The following is a 21,119-nucleotide window of genomic DNA, read 5'->3' on the forward strand; positions in this document are numbered from 1 at the left end:
AAATAGATATTTGCTATATTGTCGGCGCCATTGTCAGCGATCGGCGCGGCCCGGCGGCGCTTTACGCCCGGCCTTCCGCGCGGTCGTCCAGGGCCCTTTTCCGTGCGGTCACCCGGCGTCCGGCCGCCCCCTGCCGGCGATGTGGGCGGGCACCGGCGTCCCCTGCGGCAGCGCCGGGTCGGGCTCGGGCTCCCCCCAGCTCACCCGCAGCGGTAGGACCCCCGCCCACAGCGGAAGCGCGTAGTCCTCCTCGTCGTCCACAGGAGGCCCCTGGCGCACCTTCACCGACGCCTCGGCGAGGGACAGCGCGACGACCGCCGTGGCCGCCAGCTCCTTCCTGTCCGGCGGCCGGGTGGCCTCCCACTGGCCGGGCGCCAGGTTCTCGGTGATGGCCCGCAATCCCGCCAGCCGTTCGTCGGCGTCCTCGACCGGGCGCGGGGTGCCGTAGATCATCGCCGAGCGGTAGTTCACCGAGTGATGGAACGCCGAGCGCGCCAGCACGACGCCGTCCAGATGGGTGACGGTCACGCAGACCTCCCCGCCCGCGCGCAGCGACGCGGCGCCGGTCGATCCGTGCAGGTAGAGGGTGTCGCCGATGCGGCCGTACCCGGTCGGGACGACCATGGGCGAGCCGTCGACCACCACGCCCACGTGGCAGATCAGTCCGGCGTCCAGGACGGCGTACAGCTCGGAACGGTCGGTGCGGCCGCGGCGCTTGCCGCGCCTGAGGGTGGTGCGCGAGGTCGAGGACAGCATGCGATTACCGTACGAAGAAGTGGACCTGTGGTGCAGGTCCACTGGCGCGCCGTTTCAGGAGACCACTTGCCGCTCCACGTCGACCTCCCCCTCGTCCTCGACCGGGACGCGTCCGTCCCGCTCACGGTCCAGCTCGGCGACCAGCTCCGGGCCGGCATGCGCGCGGGCATGCTCAGGTCGGGAGAGCGACTGCCGTCCAGCCGCGCGCTCGCGCGGCTGCTCGGCGTGAGCCGCACGGTCGTCACCGACGCCTTCCAGCAGCTGTACGCCGAGGGCTGGCTGGAAGGACGCCACGGCTCGGGCACCTACGTGGCCGACCTGTCCGGGATCGCCGGTCCGGCCGTCGGCGCCTCGCACGCGCCCCCGGCCGGGGGCGCCCGTCCGGCGGGCGGCGCCCCGCACGGGCCGGCGAGAGGGGCGCCGTCCGGGAACGGCCCGGCGACGCGGGCACCCGCCGGACCGGCGGGCCCGGCGGCCGGATGGGCGGGGCGGGACACGGTGTTCGCCGCCGCCGGCGCGCAGGACGTGCCGGACGCCGGGGTCGTCGACCTGCGGCCCGGCCGGCCATGGGTGCGGGACTACGACCGGGCGGCCTGGCGGCGGGCCTGGCGCGGGGCCGCCGACCGGCCGCCCTGCGACGTCATCGACCCCTACGGGCATCCCCGCCTACGGGAACTGCTGGCCGGCCACCTGCGCAGGGCGCGCGGCGTCCCGGTGGGACCGGAGAACGTGATGGTCACCCGGGGCACCGGCCACGGGCTCGACCTGCTCGCCGCCGCCCTGCTGCGACCGGGCGACCGGGCCGGCGTGGAGGAGCCCGGGTACGGCAAGGCCCGCTCGATCATCGCCGCGCGCGGCGGCCGCATCGCCCCGTGCCCGGTGGACGAGCAGGGCGTCCTGACCGAGGGGCTGCCCGACGACCTGCGCATCCTCTACACCACGCCCGCGCACCAGTACCCGCTGGGCGGCAGGCTGCCCATCCCGCGCCGCGAACGGCTGCTGGCCTGGGCCCGCCGCACCGGCGCCACCGTGGTCGAGGACGACTACGACGCCGAGTTCCGCTACGACGTGGCGCCCCTGACGGCCCTGTACGGCCTGGACCCCGGACGGGTCGTCCTGCTCGGCACGCTGTCGAAGTCGCTGGCGCCGGACGTGGGCATCGGCTGGCTGGTGGCGACGCCCGCCCTGCTCGGCGAGCTGGCCCGCGTGCGCGTGGAGCTCGCCGACCGGACCTCCGGGCCGGTCCAGGAGGCCGTCGCGGTGCTGCTCGAACGCGGTGACCTGGACCGCCACCTGCGACGGGCGCGGCTCTCCTACGCGCGCCGCCGGGCCGCCATCGTGGAGATCCTCGGCGGGCGGGTGAGCGGCGACTCCGCCGGCCTGCACGTCTTCCTCAGGCTGCCCGCCGGGCAGGTGGGCCGCCTGGTCGCCGCGGCGGCCGAGCGCGGCGTGTTGCTGGACACCACCGAACGGCACCACCACGGCCCGGTGCGCCACCACGGGGTGGTCATCGGATACGGCTCGGCGTCCCTGGCCGAGGTCCGCGAGGGCTGCGCCGTCATCGCCGCCCTGCTGTCCGGCCGCTGACCACGGCCGCCGACCACGGCCGCTGACCAGGGCCGCCGACCACGGCCGCGCCGGACGGGGGAGGCGACGGGCGCGGGGCCGGAGCCGTGTGCGGCCGGGCGGCAGAGGACGGGCGGCAGAGGACGGGCGGCAGAGGACGGGAGTCAGGGGACGGGAGTCAGGCGGCGCGGGGGAGCAGATGGTCGCCCGGCGGGGGCGGAGCCGGGAGCAGCGACTCGACCACCGGCAGCGCGCGCCCGGCGTACAGCGGGTCGACCGGCAGCACGTGCCGCGCCCACCAGCGGGCCGTCTCGCGCTCCGGCGACGGCTCGACGAACCCCTCGGCGTAGTCGTCGTACGGCGGGTCGTAGAGGTAACCGGTGGGCACTCCGCGGCGCTCCAGCGCGGCGATGGCACCGTCGCGGTCGGCGACGAGCAACGGGACGCGGAACAGCGGCTGGTCGACCTGGGCGCGGACCCCGGCGGCGGCCGTCGGCAACTCGGCCAGCCGGGCGACGCCCGCCAGCCGCGCCGCCCGCTCCTTGGGCAGGCGCGCGAGCCGCCGCCCCTGGTACCACCGGGCGACGGCGCCGCGAGAGCTGCGGTAGTCGTGCAGGTCGGCGCGGACCCACGCGTCGAACGCCGGCAGGCCGTGCCCGCCCGCGAGCGTCGCGGCGAGCTCCTGCGGACGCAGGGCGATGCGGTAGCCCTGGCGCGGCTCCTGCAGGCCCAGAACGCGGGCCAGCCGCATGGCGGGGCGGGCCATGTCCAGGCGCAGGGCGGTGCGCCGGGCGGCGGAGGTGGCGACGCCGAGCAGATCCCTGCGCAGGGCGCCCGGCTGGAGCAGCAGGTCGCGCTCGCGCTCGAGCTCGCGCCGGTCGGCCGGGCTGTCCACGGCGAGCACGCCCCCCGACCCCGCTCCCGCGTGCTTGGACATGCTGAAGACCCCGGCCACGCCGAACGTGCCGAGCGGCCGGCCGTCCACCGACGTCTCGGCCGCGTGGGCGACGTCCTCGATCACCAGCAGACCGGTCATGCCGAGCACGTCGTCGGGCAGGCCGTACAGGTTGGTGGTGAGCACGGCGTCCACCGCGCCCAGCAGCACCCGGGCCAGCTCGATGTTGCCGTCGAGGACCGAGACCGGCGCGATGACCGGGATGAGCCCGGCGGCCAGGACGAGGAAGAGGATCTCGTCGGCCGAGATCGGGGACATCAGCAGCCGCTGCCCGGGTGTGCACCAGTGCCGCAGGGCCAGGTACAGACCGAGCCGGTTGGACGGCAGGTACACGGTCTCGCGCCCCGTGCGCGCCGCGAGATGTCTTTCGGGACTCACTGCTCCCTCTTTCCGCCGCCTGGTGGTGCCTGGACCAGGTCCGGCAAAGCAGAAAGGTAGCGCATGGGAGCCGGGTGGTTACCCGTCTATGCGGGGCCGTTACCCGGCTGGGCGGGCGCCTGTTACACGGCGAGGCCGGTGTGGACGCCGGTCATCGGACGACGCGCGGACACGGAGCAGGTCACGAGGCGATGGTGGTGCGGATCCTGCCGTAGGTTTTCAGCGCCAGGTCCGCGGTCTCGCGGAGCACCGAGTTGGCGAGGACCGTTCCACGGGCCTTCCGGACGGGCACGCGGACGAGCCAGTGAACTCCGGCCCCCGGAGTCGGCCGGGCGACGCGGCCCTCGGTGACCCACAGCTCGCCGGTCTTCAGCTTGTCCTTGTACTCCTTCTCGCCGCGGCCCATGTCGATGAGGCGGATGCCGGCCTCGGCGGCGCGCTCGGCCATCGCCAGGTGGTGGATCAGGCCGGGGGAGTACTTGGCGTAGGCCGGGTCGTAGGCCGGGAACCAGCCGGCGAGGGTCGTCTTGGTGCGCAGCCCGAAGTGCCCGGCGACCGGCCGGCCGTCGACGTAGACCATGTCGAGTTGCCCGCCGAAGTGCTCGGTGTCGATGCGCAGCAGGTTCTCTACAAGGCGCACGATCCACGGCCGCGCGAAGCGGTCGGTGCGGCCGGTGCGGCGGTACTGGTCGGTCTTCCAGTCGAGCAGCGTGCGCAGGACGGCCTCGTCGGTGACGCCGAAGTCGTGGCGCATCGGGCCGAAGTCGCGCTGGAGCTTGCGCGTCTTGTACGCGGTGGACTTGTAGGTCTTGCCGGACACCTGCTTGAGCGTCTCGACGTAGGCCGCGTAGCCGTCGGACAGGTCGATGACCGGCGAAGGGTGCCGGGTGTGCTTGGCGGGCACCAGCGGCTGACCGGCCAGCAGGTGGTCGAACTCGAACACCGCCAGCCCGCAGGCCTTCATCAGCTCGTTCGGGTCGAGCTCGATGTCCTTGGCGTGGACCATGCCCTGGGCGTCGGTGAGCCCGGCGGCCACCGGCATGCCGATGCCGAACTGGTGGCGCTCGAAGGGGAAGAAGCCCACGATGTCGGCGCCGTCGGTGAGGACGGCCACCCGCGCCTGCTCGCGCACCCGGCCCGTCTCGATCGTGAACTCGGGCGAGAGAAAGGGGCTGTCGAGTGCGGGGTCGGCGGCCTGCAGAGCCCGCCAGCGGGCCGTCTCTGAGGGACCGAGTTCCCTGGGATGGACGACGGTTACGCGCATGGGCTCCTACTGGGGTGATCCCTGTGGTGTTGAGACGGCGCCTACACCTTCTACCCAGCTTGGTGCCTGCCATGTAATAGGGCGATAAAGATCGTATCACGGTGTGATTGGGGAATGCTGGTAGCGATCGCGCTCCACGTCGCGTCCATCGGCGCCGATCCTGCCGGCGCCGTTCGCACCGCCCTCGCGTGGGCGCGGGACGTCGAGGCTCGCGGGCGGCTCGCCGACGATGCGGTGCACGTCGATCGCCCCCGGGTCCCCCTCGGAGGCGCCGGGCACCTGCGAGGCGCCGAAGTGGCCGCCTCTGGCCCACACCCGCGGACTGCCCTGCGCCGCCACCGACAGGGGGTAGGGCAGGGGAGGGCCGGCGGGCCACCGGCGCGGCACCTCCCAGGAGTCCAGCCACGACAGGATGTCGTCCAGCCCGTCCATCTTGCTCTCGGTGAACGGCTCCTCCACCGATCCGAGCACGCGGATCTGGACGCACACCCGTCCCTGCCGGTTGAGCGCGCCCGGCAGCCCGCAGGCCGCCCTGGTGGGCGGGAGTGACTGGATGATCTGCCCGGTGACGGGGTTCCACACCAGATGGGCCGGTCGGGAGATCTGGACGAGCCGCTGGGCCACCGATTTGGCCGACACCCGTTGGGGGTCGGTCGGCCAAATGAACCAGACCACCCGGGGCGCGCCTCCGGCCATCGGCCCTGCGTCCTCGAGAGCGGGAATTCGACTGGCGACGGGCAGCCATGCCTGGGCCACTGTGCCCCCTCAAATCCTCGGTCGCGGCTTTTATACCCCTTTTAACAAGCCGTTGACACCTTATGCTGCTTGATTCTTGGAACAACACTTAGAGTGATACTTGCGGCGTTAAAAGGGTTATGGGCGTGTCTGGTGGTAAGTGGGCGAGCCATGAGCACCATGGCGGACGGCGCCCACGGGCGCTCGCGCGGTGGGAGCATTCAAGGGTCCTGCAAGCGTGAGCGGATACGGTGACGGAGTGTTGGAGAGCAGTGGCCGGCATGCTCGGCGTCGTTACATCCGGCGAGGGCCCATCGCCATCGGCGCCGGCGTCCTCGCCCTCGCCCTGGTGGCCGGGCTCCTGGCCATCGCCGCCCAGCGCGGCGGCGGGCGGTCCGACGGCGTCGCGGCCACCATCCTCGCCACCCCCGAGCCGCCGCCCAGCCTCGAGCAGCCGCCGGTGGTGGACAGCTGGCCGCGGTGGGGCGTGACCCACACCCAGTACAGCGCCGACAACGAGAGCGACGAGGTCCGCTCCAAGGTGGCCGACCTGTTCGCCCGCGTCCCGATGCTGGAGAACCAGCACATCATGGGCTGGGGCGCCGGCAACCCCGAGCCCGCGCCCGGCAAGTACGACTTCCGCGACCTCGACCGCCGCGTCAAGCTGATGGCCGCGACCAAGTCCCAGCCCGTGCTCACGCTGTGCTGCGCCCCCGACTGGATGAAGGGCGGGTCCGAGGGGCGCACCAACTGGAGCAAGATCGAGATGGCGCCGGTGCGCGACCACTTCGAGGACTACGCCGAGCTCGCCGCCACCGTGGCCCGGCGCTACCCGACCGTGACCCATTACATGGTGTGGAACGAGTTCAAGGGCTTCTGGGACGACGCCCACAACGACTGGGACGTCGAGGCCTACACCGACCTGTACAACCGGGTGTACGACGCGCTCAAGGCCGTCAACCCCAAGATCCAGGTCGGCGGCCCGTACATCCCGATCGACAGCCACGTCAGCAGCGCCAACGCCTCCGCCCTGCGCGGCCCCTGGGGCGCCGTCGACCGCAGGAACCTCGCCAGCATCGACTACTGGCTCACGCACAAGAAGGGCGCCGACTTCATCGTCGTCGACGGATCCTCGGCCACCAACGACCGCGGGCTGGTCCCCGACGAGTTCACCGCGCTCAAGAAGTTCTCCGCCGTCACCGCGTGGCTGCGGCAGCGCGGCGGCGACCTGCCCGTCTGGTGGGCCGAGTGGTACATCGCCCCCGACAACATCGACTGGGACGAGCAGCACCGCTCGGCGGTGCAGGCGGTGGCCATGATGGAGTTCGCCAGGAGCGGCACGGCCAGCGCCCTGTACTGGAGCCCGCAGCGCAAGGCCGGCGACGACTGCCCCGGCTGTCTGTGGACGCCCGGCGTGGGCGACGAGATGCCCATGGCCGGCCTGCTCAGCGGCTTCACCCGGTGGTTCCCCGCCGGCGCCGAGCTGGTCGACCTGAGCGTCTCCGACCCGCGCGTCCAGGTGCTCGCCGTCGACCGGCAGATGGTCATGGTGAACACCGCGCCCACCGCCCTGACGGTCACCGTCGACGGCAAGTCGTTCGAGTTCGCCCCCTACGACGTCAAGTGGAGCGACCGCGGCCGGTGACCGCGGACCGCCCCGCGGTCAGCCGGAGGTCAGTGTCAGGAAGCGCTCCACGATGACGGCGAGGGCGGCGGCGGTCATCAGCAGGCCGATGATCACCAGTTTGCGCCGCCCGCGCGCGGCCCGCTCGGTGCCCCGCAGCCGCGCGAGCTCCGCTGCGAACAGCGTCGAGACGGCCAGCGCCAGCGCCACGAGGCCGAAGGGGGTCCACGGCGTCGAGCGGTCGCCCACCATCGTCACCGGAGCCGGCGGCGGGATCTCCGATCCCTTCGGATAGGTGCGCAGGGTGTAGATGGCGGCGTCCTGGTTGGCGTACACGCGCTTGAGCTTGGTCGAGGCGTCCAGGGCCGCGCGGAACCGCTCGCCCCACTCTGGGGGGAAGCCCTCGTTCAGCTCCAGATACGCCGCCTGCCCCCGCGTGGTGATCAGGAACGTGTTCGGGGCCTTGCCGCGCAGCGCCGTCAGCACCCCGGCCAGGTCGCCGGGATCCTTGGTGACGAGCGCCTGGTCGTACTCGACCCGGTCGATGTCGCGCTCGCGCCACGGGATGGTCGGCGTGACCTCCTCGCCGAGGATCGGCACCAGGTACAGCAGCCGCGCGCTCGGCCGGTCGTGGGCGTACACGTAGTGCATCGCCGCGGCCTCGCCCGTGGTGACCCGCTCGAACTTCTCGTTGCCGTACCGCGCCACCAGGAACGCGCCCGCCAGCGCCAGGGCGGTCACCGCCGCGAGCACCGCCGAGACCCGCCGCGTCGTCCCCGGCGCGAACCGCATGGTGCGGCGGCGGATCGGCACCGTCTCGCCCTCGCGGGCGTCGGTGGTGTGCGCGGGCAGATTCGGGAAGAACGCGTACGCGCCCAGGATGCACGCCGCGGGCAGGGCGAACATGTAGACCCGCAGGCCGATCTCGCCGCCGTAGCTCTGCAGGCCGAGTGCCAGCGTGGGCACGCACAGCAGCACCGCCGCGGCCCGGTCGCCGACGCCGCGCCGCAGCCGGCGCAGCAGCCCGACGGCCGCGAACAGCAGGATCACCCCGCAGATCCCGAGCCGCACCTTCAGCACGATGCCGTGCTGCGGGTCGGTGCCCACCAGCCGGTCGCCGGTGTTCTCCTGCAGGTTGGCGAAGATCTTGCCGATGCCGCCGAACAGCTCGTCGATGCGGCCGCTCCAGAACGGCGTCGCCTGGTAGTTGATCCAGGCGATCACGATCAGCCCGAAGAACACCGGCAGCGCCAGGGACAGGGCGCTGCGGCGCAGCAGGATGAGCCCCGTCAGCGCCCCCATCATCATGAACGGCGTGATCTGGTGGGTCGCCGTGGTGGCGAAGAACAGCCCGACCAGCAGCGTCAGCAGCACCACCCGGTCGGTCACCGTCGTCGGCCTGGCCGGCAGCTCCCCGGGCGTGAGCCGGTCGAGCCGTGCCAGCGTGCGCCGCAGAAAACCCTTGGGAGGCAGCGGCGCCGTCCTGGGCTCCGCGCGGCCGAACCAGCGCATCAGGACGGCGACGAACACCAGGTACAGCGCGAAGGTGAAGCCCTGCGGGGAGAAATAGTCCTGCCCGATCCACTGCACCAGGATGAACAGCAGCGCCGCGAACCAGCGGGCCCGGGTGGTCGCCACGATCTGCCGCAGGATCAGCACGAACGGCAGCAGATAGAGCAGGTTGGACACCAGCGGCGTCCACTGCAGCACCGTCGAAGGATCCTCCACCCCGGCGGCGCGCAGAACGAACCCGAACAGCGCGAAGAATCCCGGCCAGGCGAAGCGGGCGTCCAGCCCTGGCAGCGCCTCGCCCGCCCGTCCGATGTACTCGGCGAAGCCCGCGTGCACCCAGGCCGTGGGGAAGCGCGGCTCGGCCTCGACCAGCGCCGCCGCCCCGTGCAGGGTGAAGGTGACCGCGGCGAGCTGGAACAGCAGCAGGCCCTTGCGGTCGGTGTTCTGGGTCAGCGTCACGAAGAACGAGACGATGATGAGGGCGATCGCGGCGAAGGCCGTGACCGGCAGCACCGAGATCAGGCCGAGCCCGTTGATCCGGTCGAGGTCGACGCCGCGCATGGCCCCGTGCGGCACCCGCAGCGCCAGCACGTACATGACCAGACCTTCGAGGGTCAGCAGCGGCGGCAGCCACGACGCCACGCTCGCCGCCAGCCGCGACACCCGCGGCTCCGCCGCCCGGTCGCCCGCCTCCACCGCCTCCGCCTCCAGGGCCGTCTCGACCGGGGTGGCCGCGGTCGCTGCGGAGAGCTTGGCGGGAGTCCCGGGCGCGGCCTGCGCGACGGCCGGAGTCGTGTCGGGGTCGTCCGAGCCGTCGGAGTCGTCCGGGTCCTCTGGGGCGTCCTGGTCGTCTGGGGCGTCCGTCCGGCCCGCCGCAGCCTTGGCCCTGTCGTCCAGCCGAAGCGGCTCCTCGGGCGCGGGCGGCGCCTGGACGGCCCGCGCGACCGGCCGCGGGCGCGAGGCCGGCAGCGGCAGCGGGATCACCTGCGTGACGTCCTGGTCGACCGGTTCCCCGGCCGGCACCACGGCGACCTCGTCATCAGGGTGCGCGGCGTCGTCCCGGTCGTCGTCCCCGTCGTCGTCCCCGTGGTCGTCCGACGGGGCGTCGGCGGGGGCGTCGGCACTCGCCGTGTCCGGCGCCGTGCCGGCGCCCTCGGCGGCGCCCTCGGCGGCGCGGGACGGGGTGAGCTGGACGGGCAGTTGCAGCACCTGGGTCACATCGGCGTCGTCGGCGTCGTCGTCCCCGCCCTCGGCGTCGTCGTCCCCGCGCTCGGCGTCGTCGTCCGCGCGCTCGGCGTCGTCGTCCGCGCGCTCGGCGTCGCCGGTGTCACCAGGCTCGGCGGCGCCGGCGTCGTCGCTGTCACCGGCTTCGGCGGTGTCCGCGGGCGCGGGGGCGCGGTCGATCGGCAGGGCCACCGGCCGGGCGAACTCGGAGGTGACGTCGGAGTCGTCCTCCGCGTCGAGAGCCTCCTCCGTGCCCGGACCGTCCTCCGCGTCGAGAGCGTCCTGGCCGTCCGGACCCTCCTCGGGCCCGGTGGCCTCGGCGTCCGGACCGTCAGCGGCGTCAGCGGCGTCGGCGGTGTCGGTGGCCTCGGGGTCGGTGGCCTCGGCGTCCGGACCGTCCTCGGCGTCCGGACCGTCCTCGGCGTCCCGGGCGGCGATCCCGGCGCCGGGATCGCCGGCGTTCGGGCCGTCGGCGGCGTCGAGGGGCTGCTCGGCCTCCAGGTCGGCCTCGGGGCCTGCGTCGTCGGCCTCGGCGCCTGCGTTCTGGTGTGCGGGGTGACCGGTGTCCGGATCGTCCGCGGGGTCGAGGGCGTCGTCGTCCGCCGGGGTGGCGATTTTCGTCGCCGTGTCCTCAGTCACCTCGTCGCCTGTCCGTTGCCTCACGTGGACCATGATGCGGTCTCGGACGCCTCCCGCGCGCTCGATGACCCCGGCGTCGCCGAGCCGCCGAGTATCCGGCGCAGCCCCGGGAGGATCAGCAGGGCGACCAGCACCTCGCTGAACAGCAGCCCGTACCCGACCGAGGTGATGCCCGCCACCGGCAGCAGGATGACCGAGGACGACAGCACCAGCACCGCCAGGCCGATCTGCACGACGGCGAGGGTGCGGGCGTCGCTGCGGGCGCGCAGCCCGCTCAGGTAGATCTCGATCAGCACGCGGGGCAGCACGGCGACGGCCATCAGCCGCAGCAGCGGCGCCCCGTGCTCGGCGAAGCCCGGCCCGAACACCGCCAGGATCAGCGGAGCGGCCACGACGGTCACCGCCACCACCGGTATGATGATCATGTACGCGCGCCGCAGCGCCTGACGGCAGTTGGCGGCCAGCATCGAGCGGTCGCCGGCCCCTTCGACGGTGAGCGAGGTGGCCATGTTGATGGCCAGCAACTCGATCATCGCCCCCAGGGTCTGCGGGATGGAGAAGTACCCGAACATCTCGCCGTTGACCCGCGAGGCGACGTACACCGGCAGGAAGTACACGATGGCGAGGATCGAGAACGCCCCGGGGTAGTCCCCGGCGAGGAAGCGGCCGATCTCGCGCAGCCGGGGCGGGCGCGAGCCGGCCGGTGCCAGCTTGGCGTGGCGCGGCACCAGCACGCCGAAGATGAGGATGTTGATCGGGATGAGCGCGAGCGCGGTCGGGACCACCCACGAGACGTAGATGCCGTCGTCGGGCATGGCCCCGGCCAGGGCCACCAGCAGGCCCATCTTGACCAGGCCGAAGCTGAAGCTGTTCACCGGCACCCAGACGGCCTTGCGCATGCCGGCGAGCGCCACGTCCTGCAGGGTGAACACCGACCAGATGGCCACCGACGCCAGGAAGAACAGGCCGGGACCGACGCCGGCCAGCGTGGAGTAGTTCTCTCCCCAGAACGGCAGGGTCAGCAGGAACGCGCCCGCGGCCACGACGGCCGTCAGCGTGGAGATGAGGTAGCCGCGGCCGATGAGCCCGCCGGTGCGCCGGCCGGCCACGGGGATGAACCGGGCGAGCGCGCCGGTCAGCCCGAGCGCCGTGAGCCCGGCGAACAGCCGCATCGCGGTGATCAGCGCCTGGCTGCGCCCGAAGTCCTCCGGCGAGTACAGCCGGGCGGCCAGCAGCCAGTAGCCCATGCCGAGCACCGCGGTCACGCCGGTGTTGGCCATCAGCGCGTAGCCGTTGAGGAACAGCGGGTTGCGCAGGTCGCGAAGGAGCCGCCGCCACAGGACGGTCAATCTCCCGGCGGCCTCATCGGCGTCCGTCGCCTCCGGCCTGTCGCCGGTCACTGTCGTCTTCATGGTCGCGTCACCCCCCTCATCGACGCGCGGCGTCTTCCCCGCGGCTACTTCACTCACGCCCGACCACGTGGCGCAGGCCGTACCTGGTGCGGCGCACCACGGCGTACCCCTTGGTCAGCGCGTGTTCCTTCATGTAGATGATCGGCACGCCGCGCCCCTCGACGGCCCGCCGGAAGCGGTTCATGGTCGTGGAGCGGCCCACGGTCAGGCGCGGGAGCGCCATGACGTCGTCGGCGTCGCAGGCCAGCGCGTTGGCCACGGCGCAGGCCGCCCAGTAGCCGGCCTTGCGCACCTCCTTGCGCACGCGCGCGGAGGAGTAGCCGTAGGGGTAGGCCATCGTGGCGACCGGCCGCCCCACCTTGTCCTCCAGCAGGGCCTTGTTGCGGCGCAGCTCCTGGCGCAGAGCGGCCTCGGGTAACTGGTCGAGCTGCGGGTGGCTGTGGCTGTGCCCGGCGATCTCGACGCCGCAGGAGGCGGCCTCGCGGGCCTGGCTCCAGGTCAGCATCTTGTCCAGCGGGCGGCCCGCGGCGTCGCTCCCCGCGTCGCCGACCCATCCGCTGGTGAGGAAGACCGTCGCGGGGAAGCCGAGCCGTTCGAGGATCGGCAGGGCCTCGCCGTGGAAGTCGGCGTACCCGTCGTCGAAGGTGACGACCACGGGACGCTCGGGCACCGGCGCGCCGCCCGTGCCGTACAAGGTGGCGACCAGGTCGCCGAGCGTCAGCGGCGTGAACCCGCGGTCCTTCAGGTAGGTCATCTGGGACTCGAACACCGACGGGCGGACCGCGAGCGGGCGGGTCGCGCTGTTCGGACGGTCGGTCACCGAGTGGTACATCAGGATCGGCACGCGCATGGTGGTCACCGTTCGTGGTCGATGGTTCGTCCGGCCCGGTCACCGCGCACGCGCAGCCGCGCGGAACCCACGGCGTACCCCCACGTGGTCCAGGCGAGGCCGGCGACGATGGCGCCGGCCCTGGCCAGCCCGGCGGGGTCGCCCCGCAGGGCGTCGGCCACGCCGCGAAGGACGCCGCGCGGCAGCGTCTTGACGGCGTGGGCGCGCTCGCTGGACAGCCCGTCCCCGGCGCCCACGCTCTGGGAGACCAGTGCCTTGGACAGGCCTTCCGCGTAGCACCGGGACCGGAAATAGCGGAAGGTCGCCCGGGAGGCGGGCACGCGGTGGCCGATGACCGCCCGCGGCTCGAACATCATGATCGAGCCTGGCCTGCGCTGGGAGAGCCGGATGCAGAACTCGGTCTCCTCGCAGCCCAGCGGGCGGCTCTTACGGCCCTGGACGCTGCGGCCGATGCCGGAGTGGAAGCCTCCGACCTCGCCCACGACCTCCCGGATGAAGGCGGCGTTCCCGCCCATCACGTTGCGGATCGGCTTGCGTTCGGCGGGCAGGCCGCGGTAGGTGCACCCGATGGTCCAGTCGAACTCCTCGGGGAACCACCGCGGCCGCTCACCGGTGTCCCACAGGGGCTTGGTGAGCCCGCCGACCCCCACGACCGTTCCGGAGCCGGCGGGCCGCTCCGACATCGTCTCCTCGAAGGCCGCGAGCCAGTCGGCGTCCGCGACCGCGTCGTCGTCCAGGAACGCCACGACGTCACCGGTGGCGGTGGCCACCCCGGTGTTCTTGCCGCCGGACAGGCCCCGCGCGTGGGTGTTCTCCACGACGATCGCGTCGGCGTACTCCCGCTTGAGCCGCAGGTGCAACTCGGGGTTGTAGTCGACGACCAGGATCAGTTCGTACGGCTGGCGTCTCTGGCTGCGCACCGACTGCACGGCGGCCCTGATGTCGTCCCACCGCTCCTCGGTGTAGACGCAGATGACGACGGAGATGTTCATACCGTTATGCCGCGCCCTGGTCGGCGGCGGGCTGCTGGGCGGCCGCCGCGGGAGGGATGTCGATGACCGGGCGCCGCCACTCGCGGACGATGGTCTTGAGCACGCGCCAGCCGTCCCGCACGACGCGCAGGTTGCTCTCGCCGTGGATGCGGTTGCGTTCGTGGCTCGGCACCTCGTGCACGCGCAGGCCCGCCTTGGCCGCCCGGATGTTGAGCAGGGTCTCGACCTCGAAGCCTTCGCAGTCGAGGTCCAGGACGTCCAGGTGGCGTGCCCAGAAGGCGTTGTAGCCGTAGCACAGGTCGGTGTACTGGGTGCCGTAGATCCAGTTGACCAGCGAGCGCAGGACGCTGTTGCCCAGGCGGCGGCTCAGCGTGAGGTCGTCGCTGCCGCCTCCGCTGGCGTAGCGCGAGCCCTTGACGAAGTCGGCGCCGGTGACCAGGGCGCCCACGAAGTGGATGATCTCGCGCCCGTCGGTCGAGCCGTCGGCGTCGATCATGACGATGATGTCGCCGGTGGCCTCGGCGAAACCGGTGCGCAGAGCGTCGCCCTTGCCCTTGCCGCGCTGCTGCACGACGCGGAGGTTCGGGCGCAGACGCCGCGCGACGGCGACGGTGTCATCGGTGGAGTTGCCGTCCACGAGGATGACCTCGTCGATCCAGTGCGGAAGCGTGGCGAAAACGTGCGGAAGGTTCTCCGCCTCGTTCATGGCCGGTACGACCACGCTCACCGTCGGCGATATGGCCAGGTGGGGAGTGAGAGGTGTGAAACGGTCCACTGTCGGCAGTGGCCTCAGCGTATGAAGCTGAGACTTCCCGTTGTGCTTGGTGATCTCGGGACTCATTTTCGAGGGATGTCCTTCCGGGCGGTCTGACATCGGCGGCGACTGCCAACAGGACCGGCGCGACTGGACGGAGAGGGGTTTCTCCGTCCCGGTCAGAGCAGTAGAGGGTGTGCGATGTGCTGTGCTGTGCTTGTGAGGGGGAGCTAGCTGTCAGCGCGCCCCCGAGGGTTCCTTCTCGACGGACTCCGGCTGGAGGGATGTGCGCACCCGCCCGAAGCCCTTCAGCAGCCTGTCGGCCAGCCGGTAGAGCGAGGGGCGGTCGACCACGATGTTGCGGGCCTTGTTCACCGGCGTCCGGCCCATCCAGTGGACGGCCGCCGCCGCCGACGGACGGGAGACCCGGCCTTCGGAGACGTGGATGACGTCGTTCTTCAGCCAGCCCTTGTACTCCCGGCCCCCCTTGCCCATGTCGACCTGGCCCAGACCGTGGGAGGCGGCCTGCTCGGCCATGTGCAGGTGGTGCATGATCCCGGGGGAGTACCGGGCGAACTCGGTGTCGTAGGCGGGGAACCAGCCGACCAGCGTGTGGTGGGTGCGCAGGCCGAAGTGGCCGGCCACGGGGGTGTCGCCGGCGTACAGCATGGTGAGCACCCCGCCGAACGACGGAGTGTCCATGGCGTGCATCTCGTCCAGGAGCTGGACGATCCACGGCTGGGCGAACCGGTCGACCCGGCCCGTCCGGCGGTACTGGTCGGACTTCCAGCCGGTCAGCGTGCGCATCGACTCGGGATCGGTGGCGCACCATTCGAGGCGGATGTCGCCGTGCTCGCGTGCGAGCTTGCGCTCCTTGTAGCGGACCGTTTTGTAGTTCTTGGGAGAGTTCGTCCGCACATGGTCGATGTAGGCGTCGTAGCCGCCGGTGAGGTCCATCATCGGCACCGGGCGCACCGCGGACTCGTGCGGCGCCCACGTGGGCTGCCCGGCGACCATGTGGTCGAAGTCGAACACCGACAGCCCCGTCGCGCGCAGGATCTCGCGGGCGGAGATGTCGAGGCCGGGCACGGAGATCAGGCCGTGACAGGTGGTCAGCCAGCTTCCAAGGGGCTTGCCGATGCCGAAGGCGTGCCTTTCGAACGGCAGGAAGCCCGCCACCTTGCCGCCGTCCTCGATGACGGCGACCCGGACATAGGAGCGCAGCCGGCTCAGGGCCAGCGTGAACTCCACGGAAAGGAAAGGATTGTCGAGCGATGGCGTGGCGCGCTGGAGTTCGCGCCATCGGGTGAGTTCGGCGTCCCCTAGTTCTCCAGGCCGAACGACCGTGACTTTCACCTTGACCCGGCCCCCTGTTCGGTGCGCACGTTGCCGTTCCCCCGGTACAGAGACCGAAGCACCCACATGAATCCGCCGAGCACCGCGACGGTGGCCACACCCGCGCGGGAGGACCACGCGTCGAACATGAGCATGGCCTCGGCTAGTAAGACGTTTACAACGAGACTCGCGGCGGCGCCCACCGTTAGTGCCGCGAGAGGGTCACGATCACGCAACAGTCCGACGACCGAGGCTCCCGGGACCACGAGTAGGAAGAGCGGGACCAGGACCACGCGTGCCGGTGTGCGAATGTCGGCGAGCGCGATGACCGCCCCCGCCGCACACGCGATCGCCAGCACCCATGTGAGCACTGTCCTTCTCCTACGCATTCTCTCCTGGCTCCGCTGGTCAAGACCGACCAAAAGGCTTGGATGATCGGTCTCTTCATAGGACCAACCACGCCACGCCAACGTCAATGCCGACGCCCCAACCCTGCCACGGGTTTACAAGGCCCAGGGCAAGAACCATAGCGCGGCCGATCAAAGGACCGGCCGCGCCAATGACTGTTGCCCCCGAGGCCGCCGTGACTGTAGGGACTTGGGGGTATTCACACGGTACTATCCGTTCGCCCCAAGTGTGGACTCGGTGCCGGAATCAGGTGGCCTCGGTGGTGGCCTGCTCGCTCGCGGTCTCCGTCGGAGACGGGCCCGACGTGGGCTGCTGGTCGGGCGGCGGATCGGAGGCGGGCGGCGGGTCCTGGGCCTCCCACGAGATCGCGCATGTCGCCGCGCCGGCCGCGGATTGCAAGGTCACGGCGCCTTTGCCGTCCTCCTCCGGAGCCGAGACCACGACAGAGACCCGCTGCTTGACCCCCGCCTTGAGCGTGCCCGACGCCGGGGAGACCGACAGCGCGCCGGTCGCGGCGGCCGTCCAGGACACACTCGCGTTGCGCGCGGAGATGAGGATCTCACCCGCGTCCTTCCCGCCGAAGGCCCCCGGGCAGGAGACCACGAGCCGGGCGGCCGGGGAGGGCGGCCGGGGCGTGGGCGTGCGCGAGGGGGGCGCGCTCGACGACGTGGCCGCCGGCGCGGCGGCGGACGTGCGCGCCTGCGGCGCCCGCGTCGGCGTCGGCGTCGGACGGGTCCGCGAGGACGACGTGGGGGAGGGCCCGGCGGAGGTCGCCTCGTCGGTCGGCTCCGGGCCGTAGCTGATCTGCAGCTCGCCGGGGGTGCGGCTCGGGAAGCGCAGCGTCGGGGTCGTGCCGCCGGGGTGGGAGGCGTCCTGCCCGGTCGCGACGACCATCGCCCCGGTCGCCACCAGCACGCAGGCGATGGTGGCGAAGACGGGCGTGGACCTGCGGGAGGCCCTGCGCGTGACCGGCGCACCGCGCCTGCGCGCCGGGCCGCGCCCGGACCTCCCCGAGCCCACGCCCGTCCCGTCCTGTCCCCCGGCCATGCCGTGCCGGGGGGTGTCGGCGTGGGCGACGCCCATGCCGTAGTAGGGGGTCTCGGCGGCCTGGTCGGCGGCGGCGCGCCGCTCCTCCCTGCCGCCCCGCCGCTCCGCGCGCAGCCGGCGCTCGGCCGCCGCCGCCGGGGGGAAGCCGTTCTTGTCGAACCCGTCGGCGAGCGTCATGATCGCCGTGCGCGCCTCGTCGTGCCGCGGCCGGGCGCACGACTCCGCGACCCGCCGCCGCAGCGACAGGGGCGGGAAGGCCACCGGCACCGAGTCCAGCAGCCGCTCGGCCGACACCCGGCGGCGGCGGCCCTCGGTGCACTCCTTGCAGCCGATGATGTGCCGGGTGATGCGCCGCCGCAGCTGCTGCGGCAGGGGCCCCTCGATGGAGTCCAGCAGGGCCGACAGGTCGGGGCAGTGCGCACGCCCGCTCCTGGCCAGGACCACGGCGGCCGCCGCGTTCTCCAAGTGGTCGCGGGCCCGCTCCAGGCGCGTCCCGGCCTGGCGCGAGGTGAGCCCGAGCACGGCGCCGATGTCCGAGGCGGCCAGCCCGTGCCGCACGCCCAGCACCAGCGCGTCGCGGTCCTTGGGCGCGAGCTCGTCCAGGGACTCCCGCACGATCTCCGCCAGCTCGGGGTCCTCCTCGTCCCCCGGCAGGTACTGCTCGGTGTCGGTGCCGTGCGCGGGGGTCCGGCCGCGGCGGGTGCCGCACTGGTAGCGCGTCAGCGCGTACAGCCAGGCCCGCAGGCGGGCCGGCTCACGCAGGACGCCGATGCGGCCGTGGGCGGTGACGATCGCGTCGTGGACGGAGTCGGCGGCGGCGTCGGTGTCGCGCAGTAGTGAGTGGGCATAGTCGTTCAGTCGGTCGGCATAGGCGTCGTAGAGACCGTCCGCCGCGCGGCTGTCCGCCTGGCGCAGACGCTCCACCAGTCGCTGGTCGTCGGCACGGCCGACGCTCGGCCATCCGGGCACGAATCTTCCTCCCCCGCAGGACGGGTACCTGGCTTCGGTCACGCACGATCGCGAGAATTTCCCCTGCCCGCGCCAGGCCCACACGCGTAGGACGTCCGCTTCCTTCAGAGGGTTCACCCGGAAATAAACAATAATCAGCGGGTATGACCTGGGAAAATAGGGATTGAGGAGTCTGCTGGAACCAGTGTGACGTCTGCGTGAGAGGGGGTGAAGATCCCTCACCGTCGGTAGCGATTCCGCTGACGAAACGTGACGGCACGGCGTTTCGGGCGACCGCCCGCGCAGGCGTTTCGGATCGGCCCCGCACGGCCGCGGGACGGCGAAGCGGCGGCGGCCGTCCCGGAAGCGCACATGTCGCAGCCGCCGGATGCCGGGCGGTCGGCCTGCCGGCGGTCGTCCGGGAGACCGCGGCGGTGGTCCGGACGGCGGGACGTCGCGAGGGATCAACGGCGAACGCCCGGCTCCGGATCCTCAAGGACCGGGCCGGGCGCATGGGCCGTCCGCGCGGCTACTACTGCGAGCCGCCCCCGTCGGTGCCGCAACGTGGGGCGCACAGGCGCCGGGAGATGCCCTCCAGGAACACCTTGCGGATCTCCAGGGCGTTGTTGGGGAAGAACGCCTGGCCCTGGGTGGCCTTGGCGATGGCCTGCATCTGCCGCCGGCCCGCCGCGTCGTCGGCGCCGAGCGCCACGATGATGATGCTGATCGGCTGGGTCTGGTCGAACTCCTGCCGCAGCTTCTTGAGTATCGCCGCGTTGCTGATGCCGCCCTCGGGGTCGTCGTTGCCGACGCCGTCGGTGAAGACGAGGATCGTGTTGATCTTGTCGGCCTCGTACTCGGCCTTCATCTTGTCGTAGGCGGCGGCCAGCGTGTCGTTGAGACCGGTGTCGCCGGTCGGCTTGGCCTTGATCTGCTGCAGCGACTGTGAGATCGCCTCGCGACGAGTGGCGCCGTTCAGCTTGGCCCCGAGCGGCCCCACCGGCACCGCCTCGCGATAGTCGACGCCCTTGCCGTTGAGGTTGGTGGAGAACACCCAGGTGCCGACCTCGGTCTTGTCGGGGAACAGCTTCAGGCCCTCGATGGCCGTCTGGGCGATCAGCCGCATGCGGTCGCCCGGCGCGCCCACCGCGGGCAGCGCCATGGTGCCCGAGATGTCCAGCAGAGCCAGCAGCCGGCCACCCAGCTTCAGCCGGGACCACGCCTGCGACAGCCGCGTCACCGTGGCCGCGTCCGGGATCTTCAGGGACCGCGGGGTCGCCGGGTTCAGCCCGTTGGCCTGGCTGATGGCGCCGCCGGCCTTGCCGTCGGGCGTGCGGAAGCCGTACTCGCGGATGGTCTTCTTGGCGTCGGCGGCGGTCAGCGCGGCGGTGAACTCCTTGGCGGCCTGCCGCTTCTGCTCGTCCTTCGCGGTCACGACGACCGGGTAGTCGAGGCTGATCGTGCCCTCGGCCGGATAGAGCGCCACGACCTCGCCGGGCTTGCTCTTGTCGTTGTTGGACCAGATCTCCTGCTCGGAGGCGATGCCGATCGGGGCACGGGAGGACGGCTTGGCCATGCTGGCGAACATGTTGCCCGGCGAGTTCACCGCGCTCTCCGACAACTGCCTGAGCACGCCCACCAGTTGGTCCTCGCCCGCGCCGGACGCCTGGAGCACCCCGGACCCGGCCAGCAGGGCGCACATCCCCGCGGCGTTGAGCGTGGGGTCCAGCGGCAGCACGCGGATCTTGCGGCCGAGGCCGTCGGGCGTCGCGGCGTTCGCCGCCGACATCAGCCCGCTCCAGCTCGGCTCGCCGAAGGCGCTGCGCAGCTTCTCGACCACGGGCTTGGGCGCGGCCAGCACCACCGGGGAGCGGGCGACGAAGCCGGTGGGCTCGGGGATGCCCTCGCCCTTGGGGCTGGAGCGCAGCCTGGCGACCCACAGGCTGGAGTCCGGGATCCACACGTCGCCGTCGAACTTGCCGGTGGTCGCCCCGGTGCCGGCCAGGGCGTTGGTCACCCCCGCGGGGTCGCTGCCGGAGACCGCGACCTGCACGCAGGACGCGCCGTCCGCCGGAGCGGCCTTCTTGTTGTAGGCAGCGGCGATCTTGCTGATCGCCGGCTCGATGTCGGGGGAGGCCACCACCTTGAGCGCGACCGTGCCGTCGCCGCAGGCCTTGTCGCGGCTCATGATCACATAGGCGGCGACGCCCAGCAGTACGGCGAGCGCGACGGCGCCCGCCAGAGGCACCAGCACCTTGCCCCGGCCCCCGCGGCGGCGGCCTGACGGCTCGTGATAAGGGTTGTAGCCGCCCTCAAGCTCGTCTGTCCGGTGGCGTCCACCCACGATGTCCTCTTAGGTGTCGATCTTCAGGGGTACGGTGGCGCGCTTCGCAGCGACCATATAGGGAGATGTCGGGTAATGCTTACGGAACCATAGCGTCAAGCTTTATACCGGCAAAACCGATCTTTTGCTGCGGCGATGACCGGATTCGGGGCACAATCCGGTGGTTGATGCCTGTATTTCGCGATACATCTTGACGTCGCGCGAACGCGATGTATCGTGTCACGGTATATCGCGATTTCTGGTGCTCGGTCGCGGAGCCGTAGGGGGCCGGGGGCGGCCCGGGGCAGGGGGTGACACTCGTGTCGACGCTCGTCGAGGCACGTGCCACGCCGGAGGTGACGGCCCTGGCGGGGCCCACCGGCCGGGGGCCGGCGGA

The 21,119-nt window shown here is 72.2% G+C and carries 15 protein-coding genes; 2 read left to right on the top strand and 13 right to left on the bottom strand.

The annotated features are described in order from the left end of the window. Positions 1 to 108 precede the first annotated feature (108 nt). Positions 109 to 756 (bottom strand): pyridoxamine 5'-phosphate oxidase family protein, encoded by a 648-nt coding sequence (locus ACWEN6_RS18225; RefSeq protein ID WP_452571247.1) that lies wholly within the window; start codon positions 754 to 756, stop codon positions 109 to 111. A 66-nt stretch (positions 757 to 822) separates the two neighbouring features. On the opposite strand from ACWEN6_RS18225, the gene ACWEN6_RS18230 reads away from it, so the two are divergent. Further along, positions 823 to 2,343, top strand: coding sequence for an aminotransferase-like domain-containing protein (locus tag ACWEN6_RS18230; RefSeq protein ID WP_452571248.1), 1,521 nt, complete (start codon positions 823 to 825; stop codon positions 2,341 to 2,343). A 157-nt stretch (positions 2,344 to 2,500) separates the two neighbouring features. On the opposite strand, the gene ACWEN6_RS18235 is transcribed toward ACWEN6_RS18230, so the two are convergent. From ACWEN6_RS18235 to ACWEN6_RS18245, 3 genes are all read right to left on the bottom strand, one after another. Beyond that, complete coding sequence (locus ACWEN6_RS18235) at positions 2,501 to 3,655, bottom strand: DegT/DnrJ/EryC1/StrS family aminotransferase (protein WP_452571249.1); 1,155 nt, start codon at positions 3,653 to 3,655, stop codon at positions 2,501 to 2,503. Positions 3,656 to 3,836: 181 nt separating this feature from the next. Continuing rightward, positions 3,837 to 4,919, bottom strand: coding sequence for a GNAT family N-acetyltransferase (locus ACWEN6_RS18240; RefSeq protein ID WP_452571250.1), 1,083 nt, complete (start codon positions 4,917 to 4,919; stop codon positions 3,837 to 3,839). 96 nt (positions 4,920 to 5,015) lie between these two features. Beyond that, positions 5,016 to 5,594: a hypothetical protein gene (locus tag ACWEN6_RS18245; protein ID WP_452571251.1), complete on the bottom strand. Its 579-nt coding sequence runs from the start codon at positions 5,592 to 5,594 to the stop codon at positions 5,016 to 5,018. Positions 5,595 to 5,913: 319 nt separating this feature from the next. Here ACWEN6_RS18245 and ACWEN6_RS18250 point away from each other — a divergent pair, with 319 nt between their 5' ends. Beyond that, positions 5,914 to 7,299, top strand: a complete 1,386-nt coding sequence (locus ACWEN6_RS18250) for a GH39 family glycosyl hydrolase (protein WP_452571252.1) — start codon at positions 5,914 to 5,916, stop codon at positions 7,297 to 7,299. 18 nt (positions 7,300 to 7,317) lie between these two features. Here the strand turns inward: ACWEN6_RS18250 and ACWEN6_RS18255 are convergent, their stop codons facing one another. The 9 genes from ACWEN6_RS18255 to ACWEN6_RS18295 all read right to left on the bottom strand — a co-directional run bounded on the left by ACWEN6_RS18255 (position 7,318) and on the right by ACWEN6_RS18295 (position 20,743). Beyond that, the gene (locus ACWEN6_RS18255) at positions 7,318 to 10,677 is read right to left on the bottom strand and encodes a hypothetical protein (RefSeq protein WP_452571253.1); all 3,360 of its coding nucleotides are present in this window, start codon (positions 10,675 to 10,677) and stop codon (positions 7,318 to 7,320) included. Then, complete coding sequence (locus tag ACWEN6_RS18260) at positions 10,674 to 12,065, bottom strand: lipopolysaccharide biosynthesis protein (protein WP_452571254.1); 1,392 nt, start codon at positions 12,063 to 12,065, stop codon at positions 10,674 to 10,676. Before ACWEN6_RS18260 ends, ACWEN6_RS18255 begins: the two co-directional genes overlap by 4 nt. A gap of 49 nt (positions 12,066 to 12,114) precedes the next feature. After that, positions 12,115 to 12,915, bottom strand: a complete 801-nt coding sequence (locus ACWEN6_RS18265) for a polysaccharide deacetylase family protein (protein ID WP_354928710.1) — start codon at positions 12,913 to 12,915, stop codon at positions 12,115 to 12,117. Positions 12,916 to 12,920: 5 nt separating this feature from the next. Continuing rightward, on the bottom strand, positions 12,921 to 13,907 hold the full coding sequence (locus tag ACWEN6_RS18270) for a glycosyltransferase (protein WP_354840867.1): 987 nt from the start codon (positions 13,905 to 13,907) through the stop codon (positions 12,921 to 12,923). 4 nt (positions 13,908 to 13,911) lie between these two features. After that, positions 13,912 to 14,634, bottom strand: a complete 723-nt coding sequence (locus tag ACWEN6_RS18275) for a glycosyltransferase family 2 protein (protein WP_452571255.1) — start codon at positions 14,632 to 14,634, stop codon at positions 13,912 to 13,914. 264 nt (positions 14,635 to 14,898) lie between these two features. After that, a complete protein-coding gene (locus ACWEN6_RS18280; protein WP_354928716.1) occupies positions 14,899 to 15,912 on the bottom strand; it encodes a GNAT family N-acetyltransferase in 1,014 nt (337 codons plus the stop codon). Between the two features lie 101 nt (positions 15,913 to 16,013). Then, on the bottom strand, positions 16,014 to 16,367 hold the full coding sequence (locus ACWEN6_RS18285) for a hypothetical protein (protein WP_354840876.1): 354 nt from the start codon (positions 16,365 to 16,367) through the stop codon (positions 16,014 to 16,016). A 283-nt stretch (positions 16,368 to 16,650) separates the two neighbouring features. Further along, entirely contained in the window at positions 16,651 to 18,420 is a 1,770-nt protein-coding gene (locus tag ACWEN6_RS18290; RefSeq protein ID WP_452571256.1) for a sigma factor-like helix-turn-helix DNA-binding protein, read from the bottom strand. Between the two features lie 511 nt (positions 18,421 to 18,931). Next, positions 18,932 to 20,743 (bottom strand): substrate-binding and VWA domain-containing protein, encoded by a 1,812-nt coding sequence (locus ACWEN6_RS18295; protein ID WP_452571257.1) that lies wholly within the window; start codon positions 20,741 to 20,743, stop codon positions 18,932 to 18,934. Positions 20,744 to 21,119: the final 376 nt, after the last annotated feature.

The sequence above is a fragment of the Sphaerisporangium sp. NPDC004334 genome (genome assembly GCF_053602655.1).